Origin of the sequence: Nostoc sp. LEGE 12447 (assembly GCF_015206985.1) — a bacterium.
In the GTDB taxonomy this organism is placed as follows: Bacteria; Cyanobacteriota; Cyanobacteriia; order Cyanobacteriales; family Nostocaceae; genus Nostoc.
On sequence record NZ_JADEXT010000029.1, the window covers coordinates 78,953 to 99,684 of the forward strand.

At 41.6% G+C, this 20,732-nt stretch carries 12 protein-coding genes; 4 read left to right on the forward strand and 8 right to left on the reverse strand.

Going from position 1 to position 20,732, the window contains the following annotated elements; translation table 11 throughout:
- Window positions 1-66 precede the first annotated feature (66 nt).
- A complete protein-coding gene (locus IQ274_RS24835; RefSeq protein WP_194143751.1) occupies window positions 67-6,432 on the forward strand; it encodes an AAA family ATPase in 6,366 nt (2,121 codons plus the stop codon).
- 362 nt (window positions 6,433-6,794) lie between these two features.
- On the opposite strand, the gene IQ274_RS24840 is transcribed toward IQ274_RS24835, so the two are convergent.
- The 8 genes from IQ274_RS24840 to IQ274_RS24875 all read right to left on the reverse strand — a co-directional run bounded on the left by IQ274_RS24840 (window position 6,795) and on the right by IQ274_RS24875 (window position 14,239).
- On the reverse strand, window positions 6,795-7,745 hold the full coding sequence (locus tag IQ274_RS24840) for an amino acid ABC transporter substrate-binding protein (RefSeq protein WP_228058344.1): 951 nt from the start codon (window positions 7,743-7,745) through the stop codon (window positions 6,795-6,797).
- A gap of 151 nt (window positions 7,746-7,896) precedes the next feature.
- Window positions 7,897-9,264 (reverse strand): NAD(P)/FAD-dependent oxidoreductase, encoded by a 1,368-nt coding sequence (locus IQ274_RS24845; protein WP_194143753.1) that lies wholly within the window; start codon window positions 9,262-9,264, stop codon window positions 7,897-7,899.
- Between the two features lie 44 nt (window positions 9,265-9,308).
- Window positions 9,309-9,554, reverse strand: a complete 246-nt coding sequence (locus IQ274_RS24850; RefSeq protein WP_163927582.1) for a hypothetical protein — start codon at window positions 9,552-9,554, stop codon at window positions 9,309-9,311.
- A 38-nt stretch (window positions 9,555-9,592) separates the two neighbouring features.
- Window positions 9,593-10,255 carry a cytochrome c oxidase subunit 3 gene (locus IQ274_RS24855; RefSeq protein WP_416209851.1) on the reverse strand — a complete coding sequence of 221 codons (663 nt, stop codon included), beginning with the start codon at window positions 10,253-10,255 and terminating at the stop codon, window positions 9,593-9,595.
- A gap of 116 nt (window positions 10,256-10,371) precedes the next feature.
- Entirely contained in the window at window positions 10,372-12,054 is a 1,683-nt protein-coding gene (locus tag IQ274_RS24860; protein ID WP_194143755.1) for a cytochrome c oxidase subunit I, read from the reverse strand.
- Window positions 12,055-12,215: 161 nt separating this feature from the next.
- Window positions 12,216-13,130, reverse strand: a complete 915-nt coding sequence (locus IQ274_RS24865; protein WP_194143756.1) for a cytochrome c oxidase subunit II — start codon at window positions 13,128-13,130, stop codon at window positions 12,216-12,218.
- A 24-nt stretch (window positions 13,131-13,154) separates the two neighbouring features.
- Window positions 13,155-13,748, reverse strand: a complete 594-nt coding sequence (locus IQ274_RS24870) for a DUF2231 domain-containing protein (protein WP_194143757.1) — start codon at window positions 13,746-13,748, stop codon at window positions 13,155-13,157.
- On the reverse strand, window positions 13,745-14,239 hold the full coding sequence (locus IQ274_RS24875; protein WP_190938604.1) for a DUF2231 domain-containing protein: 495 nt from the start codon (window positions 14,237-14,239) through the stop codon (window positions 13,745-13,747). Before IQ274_RS24875 ends, IQ274_RS24870 begins: the two co-directional genes overlap by 4 nt.
- Window positions 14,240-14,864: 625 nt before the next feature.
- Between IQ274_RS24875 and IQ274_RS24880 the strand changes: the two genes are divergently transcribed.
- The 3 genes from IQ274_RS24880 (at window position 14,865) to IQ274_RS24890 (ending at window position 20,726) form a co-directional block, all read left to right on the forward strand.
- Window positions 14,865-15,677: an SDR family oxidoreductase gene (locus tag IQ274_RS24880; protein WP_194143758.1), complete on the forward strand. Its 813-nt coding sequence runs from the start codon at window positions 14,865-14,867 to the stop codon at window positions 15,675-15,677.
- 611 nt (window positions 15,678-16,288) lie between these two features.
- Window positions 16,289-18,712, forward strand: coding sequence for a glycoside hydrolase family 15 protein (locus IQ274_RS24885; protein ID WP_194143759.1), 2,424 nt, complete (start codon window positions 16,289-16,291; stop codon window positions 18,710-18,712).
- A gap of 205 nt (window positions 18,713-18,917) precedes the next feature.
- Complete coding sequence (locus IQ274_RS24890; protein ID WP_194143760.1) at window positions 18,918-20,726, forward strand: alpha/beta hydrolase; 1,809 nt, start codon at window positions 18,918-18,920, stop codon at window positions 20,724-20,726.
- Window positions 20,727-20,732: the final 6 nt, after the last annotated feature.

Below are 20,732 nucleotides of genomic sequence, written 5' to 3' on the forward strand. Positions count from 1 at the left end.
ATATAATTTAAGGAAGATGCTGTCTGGGGAATTCTAGCGTTAGACAAGGAATTCTGGTAAAAATTTATGAGTGCAAAAGTTGATGCAACTGTAAGGATCGCTGGCTACCAAATTATAGAGCAACTTTATTCTGGTTCTCGGACTCAAGTGTATCGGGCAATACGAGAATGCGATCGCCAACCAGTTGTCATCAAGCTCTTAAAACGAGAATATCCAAGTTTTAGCGAATTAATCCAGTTTCGCAACCAATATGCGATCGCTAAAAACCTAGATATTCCCAGCATCATTAAACCTTACAGCCTAGAACCCCATCACAATGGCTATGCCCTAGTTATGGAAGACTTTGGTGGCATCTCCTTGCGACAATTTACCCAAAGACAACCACTGAGCTTAGAGGAATTCCTACCCATTGCCTTGCAACTGATAGACACTTTACACCAGTTGCATCAACAGCGCGTCATTCACAAAGATGTCAAGCCAGCTAATATCCTGATTCATCCTGACACCAGAACAATTAAGCTAATTGACTTCAGTATTGCCTCGCTGCTACCACGAGAAACCCAAGAAATCCAAAGTCCCAACGGACTGGAGGGAACCCTAGCGTATTTGTCGCCAGAGCAAACTGGACGGATGAACCGAGGCATTGACTACCGCAGCGACTTTTATTCATTGGGTGTAACTTTCTTTGAACTACTGAGTGGACAACTGCCTTTTACATCTCACGATCCGATGGAGTTGTTACATTGTCATATCGCCAAACAACCTGACTCTATCTGTAATCTCAACCCGGCAATCCCCTTGATGTTGGGAGAGATCATTTGCAAGCTGATGGCAAAGAATGCCGAAGACCGCTACCAGAGTGCTACGGGACTCAAATATGATTTAGTATTTTGCTTAGAACAATGGCAAAAAACAGGTAAACACACATGGTTTGATTTAGGACAGCACGATATCAGCGATCGCTTTCTCATCCCTGAAAAACTCTACGGACGGGAGCAGGAAATAGAAAGCTTACTGGAGGTATTTGGGCGGGTTGCCAATGGTGCAGTGGAACTGATGCTGGTGGCTGGCTTCTCTGGCATTGGTAAAACTGCCGTGGTGAATGAAGTGCATAAGGTCATCGTTCGCTGGAACGGCTACTTCATCAAAGGGAAGTATGATCAGTTCAACCGCAATATTCCCCTGTCTGCTTTTGTACAAGCTTTACGGGATTTGATGGGACAGTTGCTCACCCAAAGCGACACCCAGTTGGAAAAGTGGCGAAACAAAATTCTGTCCGCAATCTCTGAGAGTGGACAGGTGATAATTGAAGTGATTCCAGAATTAGAACGGATTATTGGCACGCAACCGCCAGTACCAGAATTATCGGGAAGTGCTGCACAGAACCGCTTCAATCTGCTGTTTGTGAAATTTATTCAGGTATTTGCTACAAGAGAGCATCCGTTAGTAGTGTTCCTCGACGATTTGCATTGGGCAGATTTGGCATCTCTGAATTTGATGAGGCTGTTAATGGGTGAAACCTTAAAGGGTTATCTATTAATTATTGGCGCATACCGTGATAATGAAGTGTTTGCGGCTCATCCGTTAATGGTAGCCCTAGAAGAGATTGAGAAGGGAGTCACCGTCAGCACCATTACATTAGCTCCTTTGAGTCAAACAGATGTGAATCGTTTGATTGCCGATACATTGAGTTATTCAACAGAAGTTGCCCTGCCGTTAACCGAGCTAGTTTATCAAAAAGCCAAAGGTAATCCGTTTTTTATAACCCAGTTTCTCAAGGCATTACATGAAGATGGACGAATTACCTTTGATTGGGATATAGGTTTGTGGCAGTATGATTTGGCGCAAGTACCCAGACGCACGGCAGCTTGTCTTCAGACATCGCTTTCTTTAACGGATGATGTCGTTGAGTTTATGGCAATTCAACTACAAAAGTTGCCACTCGAAACTCAGGAAGTTCTGAAATTGGCAGCCTGTATCGGTAATCAATTTGATTTGGCGACATTGGCGATCGTTTTTGAACAGTCTCCAACCCAAACGGCAGAAGTTTTGTGGAAAGCGTTGCAAGAAGGGTTAGTTTTACCACATTGTGATGTCTATAAGTTTTATCAAGAGTCAGAAGAATCTTTTATTGCTTCTGACTTGGGGATTCTGGATTCTGGTTCCTGTGTTTACACATTTTTGCACGATCGCGTCCAACAAGCAGCATATTCTCTCATCCCAGAGGAGCAAAAACAGGCAACTCATCTAAAAATTGGCCAGTTACTCCTGAGTAATACCCCCGAAGGCAACCGGGAAGAACGCATTTTTGAAATTGTCGGTCAACTTAACGTTGCAGCTGAATTAATTACCCAACCCGCAGAACGTCAAGCATTAGCGCAATTTAACCTGATGGCAAGCCGCAAGGCCAAGGCAGCGATCGCCTACACTGCTGCCTGTAAATATGCCCAGGTGGGCATTGGGTTACTCGCCCAAAACAGTTGGCAGCATCAGTATGAGTTAACCCTAGCACTCCATCAAGTTGCCACAGAAGCTGCCTATCTGAGCGGTGATTTAGAAGAGATGGCAGCCAATGCCCATCTTGTCCTAAATCACGCCAAAACTCCATTAGATAAAATCAGCGTCTATGAGGTGAAAATTGAGGTATTCACTGCTCAGGGTTATTTTGCCGAAGCGATCGCAGCAGCACTTACCATTTTAAAGCAATTGGGAGTGGAACTACCTACAGAGCCTACCCAGGAAGATGTGGCAGTGGACTTGAGTACCGTCTTAGATGTAATTGGAGAGCGATTCCCTGCCGAGTTGCTCAACCTCAGCGATGCAAGGGATGCAAACATCCTGGCAGCAGCTCGAATTTTGACATCAGTAGCACCCTGCGCTTATCTGTCCCAGCCACAGTTGTATTTACTGGTGATTTTAAAAAAGGTTTATTTATCTGTCGTCTATGGTAATGAATCAACCTCGACCTTTAGCTATGCCTCTTATGGAATACTGATGTGCGGTGTATTCAAAAACGTCGAATTAGGTTATGAATTCGGTCAGTTAGCCCTCGACCTACTATCGCGTTATCATAATTCCGAATTGAAAGGGAAAACTTTATTATTAGTCTGTGTGTATACAAGGCATTGGAAAATGCCCCTGCGGGAGTTATTACAACCCTTGCAGACTGCCTATTGTAGTTGTTTAGATGTGGGCGATTTGGCTTTCGCAGGTTACTCTGCATATAACTACGGTTTTTACTCCTATTTTTCAGGACAGAATTTAACACAGCTAGAGCCGGAAGTTGCTGGTTATTGTGAAGCGCTCAAGCACCTGAAGCAAAATCTAGCTCTGAACTATTCCCAATTGATTCGACAAATTTTGCTGAATTTAATGGGAGATGCGGATGATGTCGTGGTGTTGAGCGGTACAGCCTACAATGAACAGCATCAACTTCCATTACATGAAGCAGCAGGCGATCGCACCGGATTAGCATTGCTGTGGATTAACAAACTGGTTGTATCGTATCTGTTTTCCGAGTTTGAACAAGCCGTAGAACACGCTAGGCAAGCGAGACAATATTTAGATGCGATCATTGCTTTTTTATATGTCCCCATCTTTCATTTCTATGATTCTTTAGCTCAACTAGCATGGTTTGAGCAACTCTCAGCCCTAGAACAGCAGCAAATGAAAGAATGCATTACTGCCAACCAAGAAAAACTTAACTACTGGGCTACCCATGCACCAATGAATTTTCGCCATAAATTTGATTTGGTGGAAGCCGAGCGGTATCGAGTCTTGGGCAATCGGGCAGAAGCAATTGAATGTTACGATCGCGCCATTATTGGAGCCAAAGAACAAGGCTATATTCAAGAAGAAGCACTAGCCAATGAATTAGCCGCCAAATTCTACCTAGACTGGGGCAAGGAGCAGATTGCTCAGTCATACATGACTCAAGCGTACTATGGTTATGCTCGTTGGGGTGCGAAAGCCAAAGTCGTCGATCTAGAAAAACGCTATCCCCAATTACTTTCCCCCATTCTTCAGCAAAGTCCTTCTCCTCTCTCAACTAACGAAACTATCTTTGCCTTGGGGAGTGTCACCTCCACCAGTTCTGCCAATTCCAGTAGTAGCAGCATTTCTGTTGCTCTAGATTTAGCTACCATTCTCAAAGCTTCCCAAACCCTATCTGGCGAAATCGAACTGGAAAAACTGCTTTCAGTATTGCTGCATATTGTCATTGAAAATGCTGGAGCAGATAAGTGTGTATTCATGCTTTTGGAATCAGAGCGTTTGCTAATTCAGGCGTTAGCACAGCTTTCTCTTGGTATCGTATCTGTAGAGAACAAAAAGGGAATTACTCATGTTGATTTTTACCCAAGATTGCTGAATCCACAACCCATTGAAGACTCTCAGGATGTGCCAGTTGGCTTAATTAATACCGTCAAACGCAGCTTAAAACCAACAGTAATTATTGATGCCACAATGCATCCTCAATTCATCAACGATCCTTATATTCAGCAACAGCAGCCCAAAAGCATCTTGTGCAGCCCGATATTACATCAGGGGAAGTTGCTGGGCATATTGTATCTGGAAAATAACCTAGCAGCTGGAGCCTTTACAAGCGATCGCGTCGAACTGCTGAACTTGCTTTGCGCTCAAGCGGCAATTTCTCTGGTGAATGCCCGACTTTATCGAAATTCCCAAAACTATGCTCAACAGTTGACGCAATCTCTAGCAAAATTACAGGCTAGTGAAATCCGCTTCCAAAATTTGGCGAATAATATTCCTGGGATGGTGTACCAATTCCGTTTGGCAGCCGACGGTTCAACTTCAACACCCTACGTTAGCTCTGGCTGTTTGGACTTGTATGGATTAGAGCCAGAGTTAGTGATGGCAGGGATACACAGCCTTTACGCTATGAATCATCCTGACGATCAACCAGCTATTGCAAAAGCGATCGCTTACTCTGCCCAAACTCTGACACCATTTGAGCAAGAATGGCGCATTATCCTACCTTCAGGAACCGTAAAATGGATTCAATCTGCGGCTCGGCCAGAGCGACAAGCCGATGGTGCAATCTTATGGGATGGGGTGGTAATTGATATTAGCGATGTCTACGACGAGCTTCGCTTACGCAAACAGGCCGAAGCATCTCTAGCCAAAGAACGAGAGTTCTTGAATGCCATTATTCAAAATATTACAGATGGGATTGTTGTTTGTGACCCTAATGGAAATTTGATCTTATTCAATAACGCAACTCGTGAGTTTCATGGCTTACCACTAGAATCATTACCACCAGAGCAATGGGCACAACACTTCGATCTCTATCAACCTGACGGTCAAACACCCCTATCAACAACAGAAATTCCTTTGTTTCGCGCCTTGCAAGGGGAAATAGTTGAAAATGCAGAAATTGTAATTGCGCCGAAGCATGGTTCTAAGAGAATTTTGTTAGCTAGCGGACAAGCGATCGTCGATTCTTTAGGCAACAAACTTGGCGCAGTAATTGTGATGCGAGATATTAGCGATCGCAAACAAGCAGAACTTACTTTACAGCAAAAATCACTTGATTTGCAACAAGCGCTAAATGATCTACAAAACGCCCAATTACAAATAGTCCAAAGTGAAAAGATGTCTGCACTGGGTAACTTAGTTGCTGGTGTCGCTCACGAAATGAATAATCCCCTCGGTTTTATTGCTGCCAGTCTCAAACAAGCTCAACCAACTGTTACTGATATTGTTAAACACTTGAAACTTTATCAAGAAAGCGTGCCTAATCCAAGTGATGAAATTCTCGATCATGCGGTCGAAATTGACTTAGATTATAGCTTAGAAGACTTGCCCAAGATGATTGATTCAATGTCTATGGCATGCGACAGGTTAAAAAAAATCAGCACCAGTTTAAGAACTTTCTCTCGTGCAGATCAAGATTACAAAGTGCCTTTCAATATCCACCAAGGCATTGATAGCACAATTTTAATTTTGAAACATCGTCTGAAAGCTAATGAACTACGCCCTGCTATTGAAGTTGTCACAAACTACGGTGATTTACCTCAAATTGAATGTTTTCCAGGGCAACTCAATCAGGTGTTTATGAATATTTTGGCAAATGCGATTGATGCTTTAGATGAGTTAACTATTGGGCGGAGTTTAGCAGAGATTCAAGAAATTACTAACCAAATTATAATTACAACCTCAGTCGAGAATCATCTAGTTAAAATTGCCATTGCAGATAATGGTAAGGGAATGAGTGAACAAGTTAAAGGAAAAATATTTGACCATTTATTTACTACAAAAATTGTTGGTAAAGGGACTGGATTGGGGTTGGCGATCGCTCGGCAAATTGTCGAAGAAACTCACGGTGGTAATCTGAGCTGCACTTCTATACTGGGGCAAGGGACAGAGTTTGTTATTACCTTACCAGTTAAAACTGTGACATTGGATTCATAACAATAAAAGAGTTTTGCTAGAGGTCTAATATACTCTCAAATTTCTTCACCATCAATACTAAGCTGTTACGCAAATAAGATTGCACATCAACTGGTGATGACTAATGACGGTCTACACGGAAAATATTGTAATATGTAGGCGCGTTAGCTTAACCATAGGTGTCAACTTAACGTGAAAGCCGAGTCTGATAAGCATTTCAAAAATTTTCGATGTACCACCTAGATTTTTGATCCCCCCTAACCCCCCTTAAAAAGGGGGGAACTAGAGTTTTTTGCCCCCTTTTTAATGGGGTTGGGGGATCTAAAACTACGGTAAATTGAGTGTTTGAGCTTAAGTTGACACCAATGTAGCTTAACTACAGCCTACAAATCTTTCTGGGGAATATCTTCGTGAAACTCTATCATCAATTGCATGGTTTCCACAGCTAAATCACGTAAGTCTCGATTTAGAAATACAACACCTTGAGAACCAAACCAACGGTCAAAAATCGCAACATATTTGGGGTTATTGTTGACAAATCCTTGCATAAACTTGACGAGGGAATAGTTCACTGAATCGAGGAATTTAGAGTTATTCTCAGGAACCATACAAGCAATTCCTTCTCGTGAATAGGGACGAGGAGGTGCGATCGCAAAACTATCTTGATTTTTTGCTGTTTGTAACCATCCCTCTAAAAGAATACTATCGGATGCAAAAGCGTCAATTTTACCCTGTTCCAAAGCCGCAAATCCTTCTGCTCTAGCCTTAAAATATACAAGTTTGGCTTGGGGTTGTATCTGCTTGATGGCTTGTTCGTTGGTAGTTCCAGCCAGCACACCCACACGCTTGTTAATGAGAGATTCAGGCGAACCTAAATTGCTGTCCTTCTTAATTAAAATTTGAGTACCTGTGACACCATAGCTGATTGAAAAATCAACCTTTTTATCTCGCTCCCAAGTAAAACTACTCGCATCACAGATAATATCAACTTGTCGATTAATTATCTTGGGAATTCTTTCTGCTGGGGTAACTCCAACTAATTTAAGTTGAATTTTCTTGCCTAATTCTTTTTCTAACTGCTTCTGGATCAAAGTCAGCATATCCACAGAATAACCAATCAATTTTCCTTGACTGTCAGAATATGCAAAGGGTAAAGCATCTCTACTTGTACCTGCTGTTAATACTCCTGTCCGTGCTACTTTTTGCATCACAGTTTCTGCCCCTGCAACACCAGGTAGGGATGCTGATAATATCAAACCGAATATCGCACTATATATCTTCGACTTAGTAAAAGCAGGTAAACACGAGAGATTTATTTTAGTACTAACAAACATATTCAAATATTTGGGCATCCACAGTATCAAAGTAAAAAAATTATCTCTGTGAATTGCCAAGTAAGCAGTTCTAGAAATGATTCTTCACATTAGAGACTTAAAGGAAACCTTTGTGCTGGCAATTTACCTTGTATTAAAGGAGATTCCCTACCTACTCTTTTTTATCCTCATCTCCCAACATTTTCAGTAATTTTCTCGCAGCTAGAATACCTACAACTCCTGCGCCAACTATTTCCGCTGCTTGCACCACTTTTTTACCGACATCATGAGGGTCAAGGTGGTGATGGAAAATCTCTTCATCCACCCATTCCGTTGTTGCTTTAAAGTCGTGAATTGGTGTTGGCAATAGCGTTAAATAAGTGCCTTGACGGATTAAATGCCCAGATTCGCCTGCAACTTCAAAAACATTGAAAAGGTTAGCAGCAGCATCATTTATCCCCAATTTCAAAAGGGTTCCTCGGATGTTGATCTTAACAGGTTTGAGGTCTTCTCCTAGAGCGATCGCTTTCAAATTCTGGGCAATACTGGCTCCTTGCTGATAAGCCACTTGAGCCGTAGGCGGTAGCGAATTATCCTGAACTGCTGCACAATCACCACCGACAAACACTTCTGGAAAATCAAGTAATTGTAAGGTGGGAGTAACTAAAGGGCGATCGCGACGATCTCGATGTTCTTTAGGAATTGGCAAATCTTTAATCAGTGGATGGGTAGAAGTGCCAGCAGTCCAAACTGTAGTATGTGTAGCTAATGTCTCAATTTGCTCGTTACGCTTATATTGAATTGAATTGGAACCAATAGCAGTAGCTTCTGCTTCCACAATCATCTCTATTGGCGCAGCACGTTTGTTCAATTCCCGTTCGGCAATTTCACGCAATGGGTTATTTATATCGCCATCAAGGATTTCTTTACCATGATTGAGTAGTACTACACGAATTTCACTTGAATCTCCTCCCAAAGCGCTATACCAATGTGGGAGAAAATCAGCTAGAGTAGCTGCCATTTCTACACCACTTGCACCACCACCAACAATGACTACTGTTAGTAGTTTTCGGCGTTGTTCTAAATCTTCAGTTTGGACGGCTTTGTGCAAACAATCACGTAAATGACGGTCAAGAGCGATCGCATCTGCTTGCGTCCAGAAAGGAAAGGCATTAACATTAGCACCTTCAACTTGATGATAGCCAGTAACGCTGCCCAAGGCTAATACTAAGTTGCTGTAATTATAGGAGTTTCCCGATACTAATTTGACTTCCCGTTGATGCAAGTCTATCGATTGCACTGTATCTTGCACAAAGATGACACCACTACCTTTAAGTAGTTCCGAAAAACGTGGGACTACCTGAAAGGTATCCATTTCGCCATCGAAATATTCATATAGTAGCGGCTTAAAGCAAAAGCGCTCGTCTTTATCAATCAAGATAACAGAACGAGGATAGTGTTCGTGAGCTAAATGTAAGGCTGTAAATAGCCCTGCAAAACCACCGCCGACAATCACAGTTTGATAAACTGGGCTGTTCATAAAATCCCTCGTAAATCTTGTTAAATCAGATAATGAAAGCTTTGCTAGATGAATAAAAACAAAGCTATCAAAATAGCGCTGAGGAACACAGCAAATGCAATAGCATATTCAACTCTCTGACTAAAAAATCCGACAGCAGCAATCAGAGCAATCGCTAGCCCAATAATGCCAGCATATTGCTCTTTTTGTAATCCGCGTGCAATTAATGGATCTTGACTTGGTGCTGGAGTTTCTTGAATTGTTTTTAGGGTACGTTCTGAGGCTGGTATTTCTTGTAAGAATAGATTCATCACATTACTCCTTAAAATACTGGAATTTCTGAATTTTTTTATGCCCGCCAAAGGTAGAGAAGCGAGAAAAGAAAGACCCAAACTACATCAACAAAGTGCCAAAAAAGAGTAGTCGCACTTGTCCCGAAGTGAGTTTTATTATAGTTGCCTGGGATGAATGAACGAATCAGCATAATTATCTGAAGCACAACACCAGCCAGGACGTGTAGACCGTGGAAGCCTGTTAGTAAGTAAAATGTCGAACCAACTAATCCTGTAGTAATCTTGAAATCGAGATTTTTCCACTCAATTAGCAGACCAACTAAGAAGTAACTCCCCATTGCGATCGTTATTAACCATAGCCAACGAAATTTTGTGAGTTGATTACGATTGAGGGCATTTTCTGCTGGTTGAATCACAAAGCTACTAGAAAGTAATACTACCGTATTAATAATCACGAGTGTAGACAATTCCGGTCCCGAAATACCAGGCGGTAGCCAGTTTTTAGTATTCAGTCGTAGAGCAACATAAGTAAAGATAAAACTCAAAAAAATGATGCTTTCTGACAGCAGGAATACGGTGAATCCGAACATTCCTTTACCATGATGATCTTCATGACTGCCACCACCACTTGGTAGGAAGCGCTGTAACCAATTTGGTAAGCGTCGCCGCCACAAATCAAAACGGATTGGACTTTCATCTATATGAGTACGACGCATAATTCAATTGGGAATTGGGAATTGGGAATTGAGAATTGGGAATTGGGAATTGGGAATTGGGATTAGAGATTGAAGAATTTATAACTCTAATTTCCTTCCTAGTCCCCAGTCCCCAGTCCCTACAGAGACTCACCATTATTAGAATTTTCGATTACTGAATACTTTGGATTGCCGTAGTCATAAGGAGGTCTTGTGACAATTGGAATCTCTTCAAAGTTATCTCGCGGAGGTGGTGAAGAGGTTGTCCATTCCAATCCAGTAGCGTGCCAAGGATTATCAACTGCCCTCGGCCCGTAAAGCCAAGAGCCTACTATGTTAGCAATGAAAGGCAGTGTGGATGCTCCTAGTAAAAATGAAGCCAAGCTAGCGATGACGTTCCATCCTTGATACTGTGGGTCGTAGGAAGAAACTCGGCGTAGCATCCCTTGTAAACCTAATGGGTGCATGGAGAAGAAGGTAATATTGGCAGGAATAAAGGTTAGCCAAAAATGCAATTTGCCCCAACCCTCAGCATACATTCTTCCAGTTATTTTGGGAAACCAGTAGTAAATTGCCGCGAAGATTGCCATTGTGATCGTGTTAAAAACGATGTAGTGGAAGTGTCCCACAACAAAGTAGGTGTTATTAACGTGGATATCAAATGGCGTGGCAGCAAGCATTACACCAGTAACACCACCAAAAATAAACATGGCTGCACCTCCCATTGCAAACAGCATTGGTGTCTCTAGATGTAGCTTGCTCCTCCAGATGGTGGCAGTCCAAGCAAAGGCTTTAATACCAGTGGGTATGGCAACTAACATTGAGGTAGCCATGAAGGTCATCCGCATCCAACCGGGGGTAGCACTGGTGAACATGTGATGTGCCCAAACGAAAATGCTGATTAAAGCAATACCCAAGGTGGCGATCGCCACTGACCGATAACCAAATAGGGGATTGCGAGAAAATGCAGGCAGAACCTCAGCAAAAATACCGAAGGCTGGTAGTGCCATGATATAAACTGCTGGGTGAGAGTAGAACCAAAATAGATGTTGATAAATGATCGGATCGCCATTCCCATCCGGTTTAAAGAATTGTGTACCAAAGGATAGGTCAAGCAACAACAGAATCAATGCACCCGTCAAGGCAGGTAAATTAATCAGTTGCAATAACTGGGCACTGAGAACCGACCAAACAAACACAGGCATCCGAAAAAATGTCATCCCTGGGGCCCGCATCCAAAAGATGGTTGTCACAAAGTTGACAGCCCCCATGATTGAAGAGATGCCTATCAAAACTAAACTGACTATCCATAAAAATTCACCGTTAATCAGTTCACCGCCTGGGATTTGCAGACTAATTGGTGGATAAGACCACCAGCCAGATTGTGCAGTCCCATTTGGCAGGAAGAAGCTAGATAGTAGTAAAAGACCTGCGGGTGGCAAAATCCAAAAAGAGATGGCGTTGAGCAGGGGAAAAGCCATGTCCCGCGCTCCAATCATTAACGGTACTAAATAGTTAGAAAGCCCTGCATTGAAGGGAATAATCCACAGGAAAATCATGATTGTCCCGTGCATGGTGAACAAACCGTTATAAAGCGGGCGATCGACCAGATTCGATTCTGGGGTGAGCAACTCAGCCCGGATCAACATCGCCAACAGCCCGCCAATCAGGAAGAAAATGAAGGTCATCACCATGTACTGAATTCCAATCACCTTATGATCGGTGTTGAAACTGAAATATTCCCGCCAATTATTACCCTCTTGGTTCTGATAATTTTTCGATTCTCGATCCCCGGTAATATCTTGACTAAAATCATGTGTCATTATTTTGCTTCCTTTTATTGGCAATGCCAGGTTGAGCAGGTGTGACGGTGTAGCAGTTTGAATTAAAAATTAAAAATTAAAAATTAAAGATTAAAAATTGAAAGAAATAATAATTTTTAATTAATTAATTCTGGGTACAAGCTCCTACTGATAGCGCAGCGTTAGCGAGTCCGCGAGCGTCTTGCAATTTTTAATTTTACATTTTCAATTTTTAATTGGTTTGACCAGCCGCTATTAAACAATGTTTTTGGTGGTTGGATATTTTCGGCAACTGCCTGATTTACAGGGGTTTGTTCGCTATTAGCAGTTTGCGTGAGCCACTGATTATATTGATTGAGGGATTCAACGTATACATCCGTTTCCATTAAGGCAAAGTAAGTACCGCTAAATTGAGAATCTTTCAGCCGATATTTGCCTGCACGAATGGGCGTTAGCACAATATCAATGTCGCGTCCTGGAATAATATCCTGCTTTAAGCGAAACTCAGGGACGTAGAAACCGTGGATTACATCCTGCGCTTGCAGATTTAAGCGAGTGCTGCGATTGATCGGTAGATGCAGTTGATTGCTAGTAACATTATTTGGATAACGAAAAGACCAATCCCACTGCTTAACGAAAACATCAATAGTTTCAGATGCAGGTTTAGGGACATCGCTGATGGTTGCGGCAGAGGCAGATTCTATAGGTGTATGCAAATGCACAATTTGCTTTAGACCTAAAATATTTAACTGCTGATAAATATTGAAGCTTTGAAAGGCAATCCACACTACTAACAAAGTCGGGGTTGCTGTCCACAATATTTCTAGCCTCGTATCACCTCTAGAGGGGTGTCCCTCGGTGTAGTCTTCTGGGGGGGCGCGATGGAATGCGATCGCATACACCATAACCCCAACTAGCCCAAGTAAGATAAATGCTCCAATTGAAACTAAGAAGCTAAATAAATCATCTACCCGTTGTGCTTCTGCTGTAGCTTGGGGAGGCATCCAAGAAAACGCCTGTTGCCCAATCCACCGACTGACGACGAGCAACACTGCTACATAAACCGCCATTAATACATATTCAAAAACACTAAACATAAAATTCAGTAAATTCTCGTTTAATTATTTGTTGTAAACATTTTTAGAAATGGTATTAGCAGCAGTAACATGAATCCCAAATTCTTCTCCCAATTGCGCTCCCAATGTTCCGTGGACGAATAATATGCCTAGCATCGCAATCCCTGCTAATAAGTAACTCCACTGCACCTGTCTGGAAGCATCCTTACGCCAGCGATAGCGTTGCAAACCTCTCCATACAGTCATGGCGACAATAATCGCCAACAGCAAAACGCCACCCAAACCATGTAAAAGCATCGTCCAACCAGCACTCAATCCCCAAGCGCTCTTTTGATCGACTGGTGGATTTGCCAAAAGTAGCTCAAAAAAACCAGCCGCAACCGTGAAAAATGTGATACCTGCTGCTGCTATCAGGTTGTACCAGCCGACATCAAAAAAGCTAGAACGGATGGCAGCCAATCCCAAAAATTTGAAAATAGGTTTTTCTAAAGAAAATAACACTCCTGCTATGTCAAAAATGATGGCAATGATGAATAAACCCAGCGTTAGATGCACCAACTGCGGATGTACAGGAATCTCGTAGGGTAATCCGTTAGCACCCAGGCGCAATCTCAACTGCTCAATCAGTTGCGGGTTCATGGTGAAACTCCCTGTTTCATGGCTTGAACTACAGGTTCGACGTGCAACCCATACACCCAAAACAGTTTACTCCCCAAATACACTTGTAAAAACACTAGGCAGACTAACAATGTTGCAGCCCCAAGGTAAGCTGGTGGTACTTTTCGGGGGCTACGGTTGCGAATCACAAAACGCCAAGCTGCGATCGCGGCAACCATCGCCGCTAATGACCAACCCAAGACGGTATGATAATTCAGCGTTGACTGGGCTGCTTTCTGGGCTTGTGCTAGTCCGGCTTCAAACTGGCCAAAGATAATTGCGATGAAAATTGCGATCGCAGCAACAAACATATTCCAAAAACTCACCTCAAATAAACGCACGTTGCGGGTGAAATAGCCTAGAACATCACACACGAAGGAAAAAAGCACCATTGCAATCACAAAGTGAACGATAATTGGGTGCAAAGGATCGGGGTATGGTAAATTTTGGCTATTCAGAGACAGAGCAGGCATCGCTTTTTTCCTTATAAGTCTAAGTATTTAGATAGATGCTATCCGCCTAACGCATCATTCATATTGTCAAAAATGCTAGTGCTAAAGCCGCATATCAAGTAATTAAAAAAGATTTCAAAAAACGTGATACATTTAAAACTTTAAAACAAATTTTGAAATCAGGATTTTCTTGTATCTACTATTTTTTAGTAATTATTTATCTAAACATAAAAACTAATCACAATAGCTAGATTTTTCGTCTATTTAGTATACCAATCGATATCAACTCAAACTGATAAACTAGCTTTATCTGAATATACCATAAATTATTGTTCAGATTGAAATAGCCTTGAAATCTATAACTTAATAAATCTTATAAATAAAGACATAGTATTGTCACAAGAATGACAAACAATTAAAATATTGGTCAGTAAAAGAATATACTTTTTCTCTTTCTCCGGATAGATTAGGAAAATACTAAGTTCTCTTAAAATACTAAAAGTTTTTGTTAGTCTCATCGATATTTTAACGATTTGATAATCTAAATTTGCTCAGGCAATACTACGCGAAGCAAGCAAAATTATCATATTATGCAAGTCTTCAGCCACTTACAAAGAATACACATTTGAAAAGTATTGAAAGCATTATGAGCTATTCCCCTTACCTGCTTAAAGGTCAAAAAGCACTGGTGACAGGTGCTAGTTCTGGGATTGGTGAAGCCATTGCTCGCAATTTGGCTGCATCAGGTGCAGCAGTAGCCATCAACTACCATTCTGAAGCTGAATCAGCCCACAAAATTGTTGATGATATCAAAGCGAATAATGGAGAAGCATTCGCTATTCAAGCCGATGTCAGCAAAGAAGACCAAGTAAAAGCGATGTTTAGCAAAACGCTTCAAGAATTTGGCACTATTGATATTTTAGTAAGTAATGCTGGCATTCAAAAAGATTCAGCATTTATCGATATGACCATTGAGCAATGGAATGCAGTTATTGGGATAAATCTGACGGGACAATTCTTGTGTGCTAGGGAAGCTGCAAAGGAATTCTTGCGTCGAGGTGTGAAGCCTAATATTTCTTGTGCAGCAGGTAAAATTATTTGCATGAGTTCCGTGCATGAAGTAATCCCTTGGGCCGGTCATGTTAATTATGCTACTAGCAAGGGTGGTATTAATATGATGATGAAAAGTATTGCCCAAGAACTTGCCCCCCATAAAATTCGCGTTAATAGTATTGCTCCTGGTGCTATCAAAACCCCAATTAACAAATCAGCTTGGGATACTCCCGAAGCAGAAGCAAAGTTACTAAAACTGATCCCGGCAAAACGTGTAGGAAATGTTGATGATATTGCCAAAGCAGCAGTTTGGTTAGCCTCTGATGACTCTGATTATGTTAACGGTACAACACTATTTGTAGATGGCGGCATGACCTTGTATCCAGGATTTACGGAAAATGGTTAAAGGCAAGAGGCAATAGGAAATAAGGCTTTTTGAGTTGTAGGGGGTTTTTTCACGCAATCAAATATGAGTCTCATAGTAAAGCTATCTTATACCTTCTGATAGTTTACTTTTAATTGTCAGACACGAGATTGTATGTGGGATGCACGATGCACCTAAGTTTCTGGATAGCTCTTATTTACGCTCATGGCAACTGATTCATCTAAAAAAACAATCTTTGCAGCGATAGGGTCTAATTTAGCGATCGCAATTACTAAATTTATCGAGGAAGGTAGGAGGCAGAGGGCAGGAGGCAGGAGGAAAACCACACTCTGTTTCCTGCCGAGACCATAGCGAGCTTGCGGTTTAAGACCCCCACTGAACAAGAGTTCAGTGGCTCTAAAGACGCTCGCAGACTCGCTTGCCGCCGACGCTATCAGTAGGGGTCGGAATCCCCAACTGAAAAACTCCTTCTGCCTCCTGCCTCCTGCCTCCTGCCTCCTCCATTACTAGCAGTTACGCCATGATCTCTGAGGGGATTCATTCAGTTATAGATACAGGCAACCAACTTGTAGTTTTACTAGGACTGCACAGCGTTTCCAAATAGCACTCAAAGCTTATCGGCACAATCAATTATGGTAAAGATTATTGGTCAAGCACAGGCTTTTGGTTCACCAGGTATCGAGCCTCGATGGACTCATGCCAATAAAGATGCAGTCGGAACAGCTTATTTTACCTCTAGTCGGGTTTGGTTTACTGTTTGCAACGGTGTTGTGACAGAAGTCTACCACCCCACAGTAGACAGACCCCAAATTCGAGATTTGCAATATCTAATTTCTGATGGCAAAAGCTTTTTCCATGACGAGAAACGGCATCTGGAATCAAAAGTTGAACAGATGTGGACTCATGGTTTAGGATACCGCGTCACTAATTCTGATCCACAAGGGCGTTATGCTGCGATCAAAGAAGTGATTGCTGACCCCCATTTATCCTGTATTTTACAACATACAAAGTTAATAGGAGAGCGCGAGTTTATCTCACAACTCCAGCTATACGCTTTGTGTGCGCCACATTTGGAAGTTGGCGGCAGAGGTAACAATGGTTACGTCATAGAAGTTGCTGGACATCGGATTTTAACGGCCGAGAAAGCAGGAAGATGGATGGTGCTAGGTGCAACGGTTCCCTTCAGCCGTCTTTCCTGTGGTTACGTCGGTCAAAGTGATGGGTGGACAGACTTAGCTGATAATTTCCAGATGGATTGGGAGTTTGACAGTGCTTTGGATGGCAACATTGCTTTGACTGGACAACTAAATCTAAATGAGAGTCACGAGTTCACTTTGGGACTGGCATTTGGTACAACTCTGCACAATGCAATTTCCACACTGTTTCAGTCGCTAAATATTCCTTTTCAACAGCAGAAGCAACATTATATCGAACAGTGGAAGCGATGTCTAACGACAAGCCGCTTTGCATCTACGCGCCAGGGCATCAAACCATTAGAAAATATTTCATTCGATGATGGTAACTTGTATCACCACAGCATTAGTCTGCTTTTGGCCCATGAAGACAAAACTTATCCAGGTGCTTTAATTGCTTCCCTAGCAATTCCTTGGGGTGAAGCCAAAGACGACCAAGATCAAGGGGGATATCACCTTGTCTGGACGCGGGATATGGTTAGCAGTGTATCAGGTTTATTGGCTGCTGGGGAGACAGAAACAGCAGTGCGATCGCTCATTTATCTGGCCACGAGTCAGCAGGAAGACGGCGGTTTTGCCCAAAATTTCTGGGTTAATGGGGAACCTTACTGGAAGGGTATTCAACTAGATGAAGTGGGATTTCCTATTCTACTAGCATGGCTACTGCACCAACATAAAATACCACTGAACTTTGATATTTATCCAATGATTTTACGGGCAGCAGGTTATTTAATTCGTCATGGCCCGGCTACCCAACAAGAACGCTGGGAAGAAAACAGCGGCTATTCACCTTCTACACTGGCATCTAATATTGCCGCTTTAATCTGCGCTGCTAAATTTGTTCGTGAACGTGGGGATGAAGTAACAGCACAATTTATCGAAGAATACGCCGATTTTTTAGAATGTCACGTTGAAGCTTGGACAGTTACTACCGAAGGCACTCTTGTTCCTGGCATCAATCGGCATTACATCCGCATTACTCCTACAGATATTAATAATCCTCAACCCAACGAAAATCCTAATCAGGGAACTATTTTGATTAGCAGTCAACCTCCTGGTGAACCAGCAGAATTTCCTGCGAAAGAAATTGTGGATGCAGGCTTTTTGCAACTAGTACGCTATGGAATTCGTAAACCTGACGATCCGATTATTGTTGATTCCGTCAAAGTAATTGATGCAGTCTTGAAAGTAGATACACCTGTTGGGCCTTGTTGGCATCGTTACAACCACGACGGCTATGGACAACAAGAAGACGGTAGTCCTTACACTGGTTGGGGTAAAGGACGCGCTTGGCCTCTCTTGACAGGAGAGAGGGGACATTATGAACTAGCTGTTGGTGGTGATGTCAAAACATATATCAAGGCAATGGAAGGATTTGCTTCAAATACTTGTTTGCTACCAGAACAGGTTTGGGATGAAGCAGATAGACCCGAAAGCCACATGTATTTAGGAAAACCAACAGGTTCCGCCATGCCTTTAATGTGGGCGCACGCAGAGTATATCAAGCTGCTACGGTCAAATCATGACAATCAGGTGTTTGATTTTATCCCAGAGGTGGCGAATCGCTATTTAGGCGAAAGACAAGAGTGTAAATTATTGGAAATGTGGAAGTTTAACCGTCAAATAGACAAAGTTAAAAAAGGTTATACATTGAGAATTCATGCTTTAGCTTCTTTTCGGTTGCATTGGTCGCAGGATAATTGGCAAACTGTAAAAGATACACCTTCTACTTTCACAAAATTAGGAGTGGACTTTGTAGATATCTCTGTTTCAAATAACCAAAAACAGCCAATAAACTTTACCTTTTTCTGGATTGAAAGTAGCAAATGGGAACAGCGTAATTATACAGTTTTAGTTGAGTAATTCATCTTTTCAGAAAACATAATTATCTAATATAGGGCTGATATTTGATTTTTAAAAAATACTTCTTCTTGCCTCTTGCCTTCCCACGCAAGTAACTTAAAAAATCAAAGCGGAAATTCTAGAAAATTTTACTCAACGATATCAAATTTTATGATCAGCTAATTTTCTCGTCGCGTAATTAATGTAGTATCTTAAGTGTTGTGTAATGACTCATCTTATCGGTAAACAAACTGTTTGGCAGAAATTGGCTTTGAGAATTTTTAGTATGGCATTGCTGCCTACATTAACTACTTATCCCGCTTTCGGTGCAGAGCGCCTAAAATTTAATTATGGTGTTTTAGAAAGGTCTATCCCCATTAGTTCGCTTGAAAACTATGCTAAAACAGGCAATGTAGATGATGATTTTGCTGGATATAGTAAGTATGTAGACAAAAAACAACTAACTCAACTGCGGAAAGTTTTACTAACTCGCATTCCCTTAAAGGAAGTAGAAATTTCGCAGTTCCTTTATACACCAATTGGTGAGCGATTATTACAAAGATTGGGGAAAATTATTCAGACAGAATCTAGATTGTCAGGCTTTTATGCAATTCGCTCGGCACTAATTTTATCAGCCGCAGATCAAAAAGATTTTACTCTTTTAAATATATTACGCAAGTTTCCTGCAAGCTCAATTTCAATTAACTTAAACCAGACTTTAGAAATAGCAGAGACATTACAAGATTTAGTAAATCAAACTCAAAATGCAGTAGCACTTATTAACGAAGAATCTCAACAAAATGTAATTACTGTTTCTAAGCTTGATTCTATTCCCTTGATGGACTTAGGAAAAACCGGAAGTTTTCGTTTCTTAAAACAAACAATTACTCTTAATGATCTTACCCGTAATAGAAGATTCTTAGCTGATATTTACCTCCCAATTGCTCAATCTCCTCGGAAGATAATTGTTATTTCGCATGGACTTGGTTCTGACAGAACAAGTTTTGCATATCTAGCTGAACATCTCGCTTCTTATGGTTTTGTGGTTGCTGTTCCAGAACATCCTGGTAGTGATTCAAAACAACTACAAGCATTATTAAAAGGTACAACAAATCAAGTTACTAATCCTAGAGAACTTATTGACAGACCTTTAGATATTAAATATTTACTAGATGAACTCACTAGTTTATCTAAGTCAAATCCAACCTTTAAAGGACATTTAAACTTAGACCAAGTTGGCGTAATAGGGCAATCATTTGGTGGATATACAGCATTAGCATTAGCGGGTGCAAAGATCAATTTTGAGCAATTGAAACTTGACTGTCCAGATTTAGAAAATACGTTAAATGTTTCGCTATTACTTCAATGTTTGGCTGTTAATTTACCAAAATTTCAATATAATTTATCGGATACAAGGATAAAAGCAGCAATTGTGATTAATCCAGTTGGTAGAAGTATTTTTGGTCAAGCTAGCCTTAGCCAAATCAAAATTCCTGTGATGATTATATCTGGCACTTCTGATACTGTTACTCCGGCTTTGCTAGAACAAATTCAGCCTTTTACTTGGTTAACAACTTCAAATAAGTATTTAACACTTATCAATGGTGGGACACACTTTTCTACGATTGCCGAATCACCCAATGCAACCATTCCTATTCCTACACAAGCAGTCGGTTCAAGTCCAGCCTTGGCACGTCGCTATGTTAAAGCTTTAAGTGTTCCTTTCTTTGAAACGTATATTGCTGGACAGCCAAGTTACCTTCCATACTTGAGTACAGAATACGTTAATACAATTAGTCAGCAACCACTACCCTTAAGTCTAATTACATCTCTGACATCTGAAGAACTAAAAAAATTTGAAAGAGGCAGGAGGCAGGAGGCGCAAAATGGAAAAGGGATTCAAACCCCAACCAAAAATTGTAAGCGCCGTGTAGACGGCGGGGTTTTAAACCCTTGTTCCCTTCTCTTCTCTACGAGAGGCTACGCCAACGAGACGCACTCGCGTTCGGTCACGGGCAGGAGACAGATAGCGTAGCGTAAA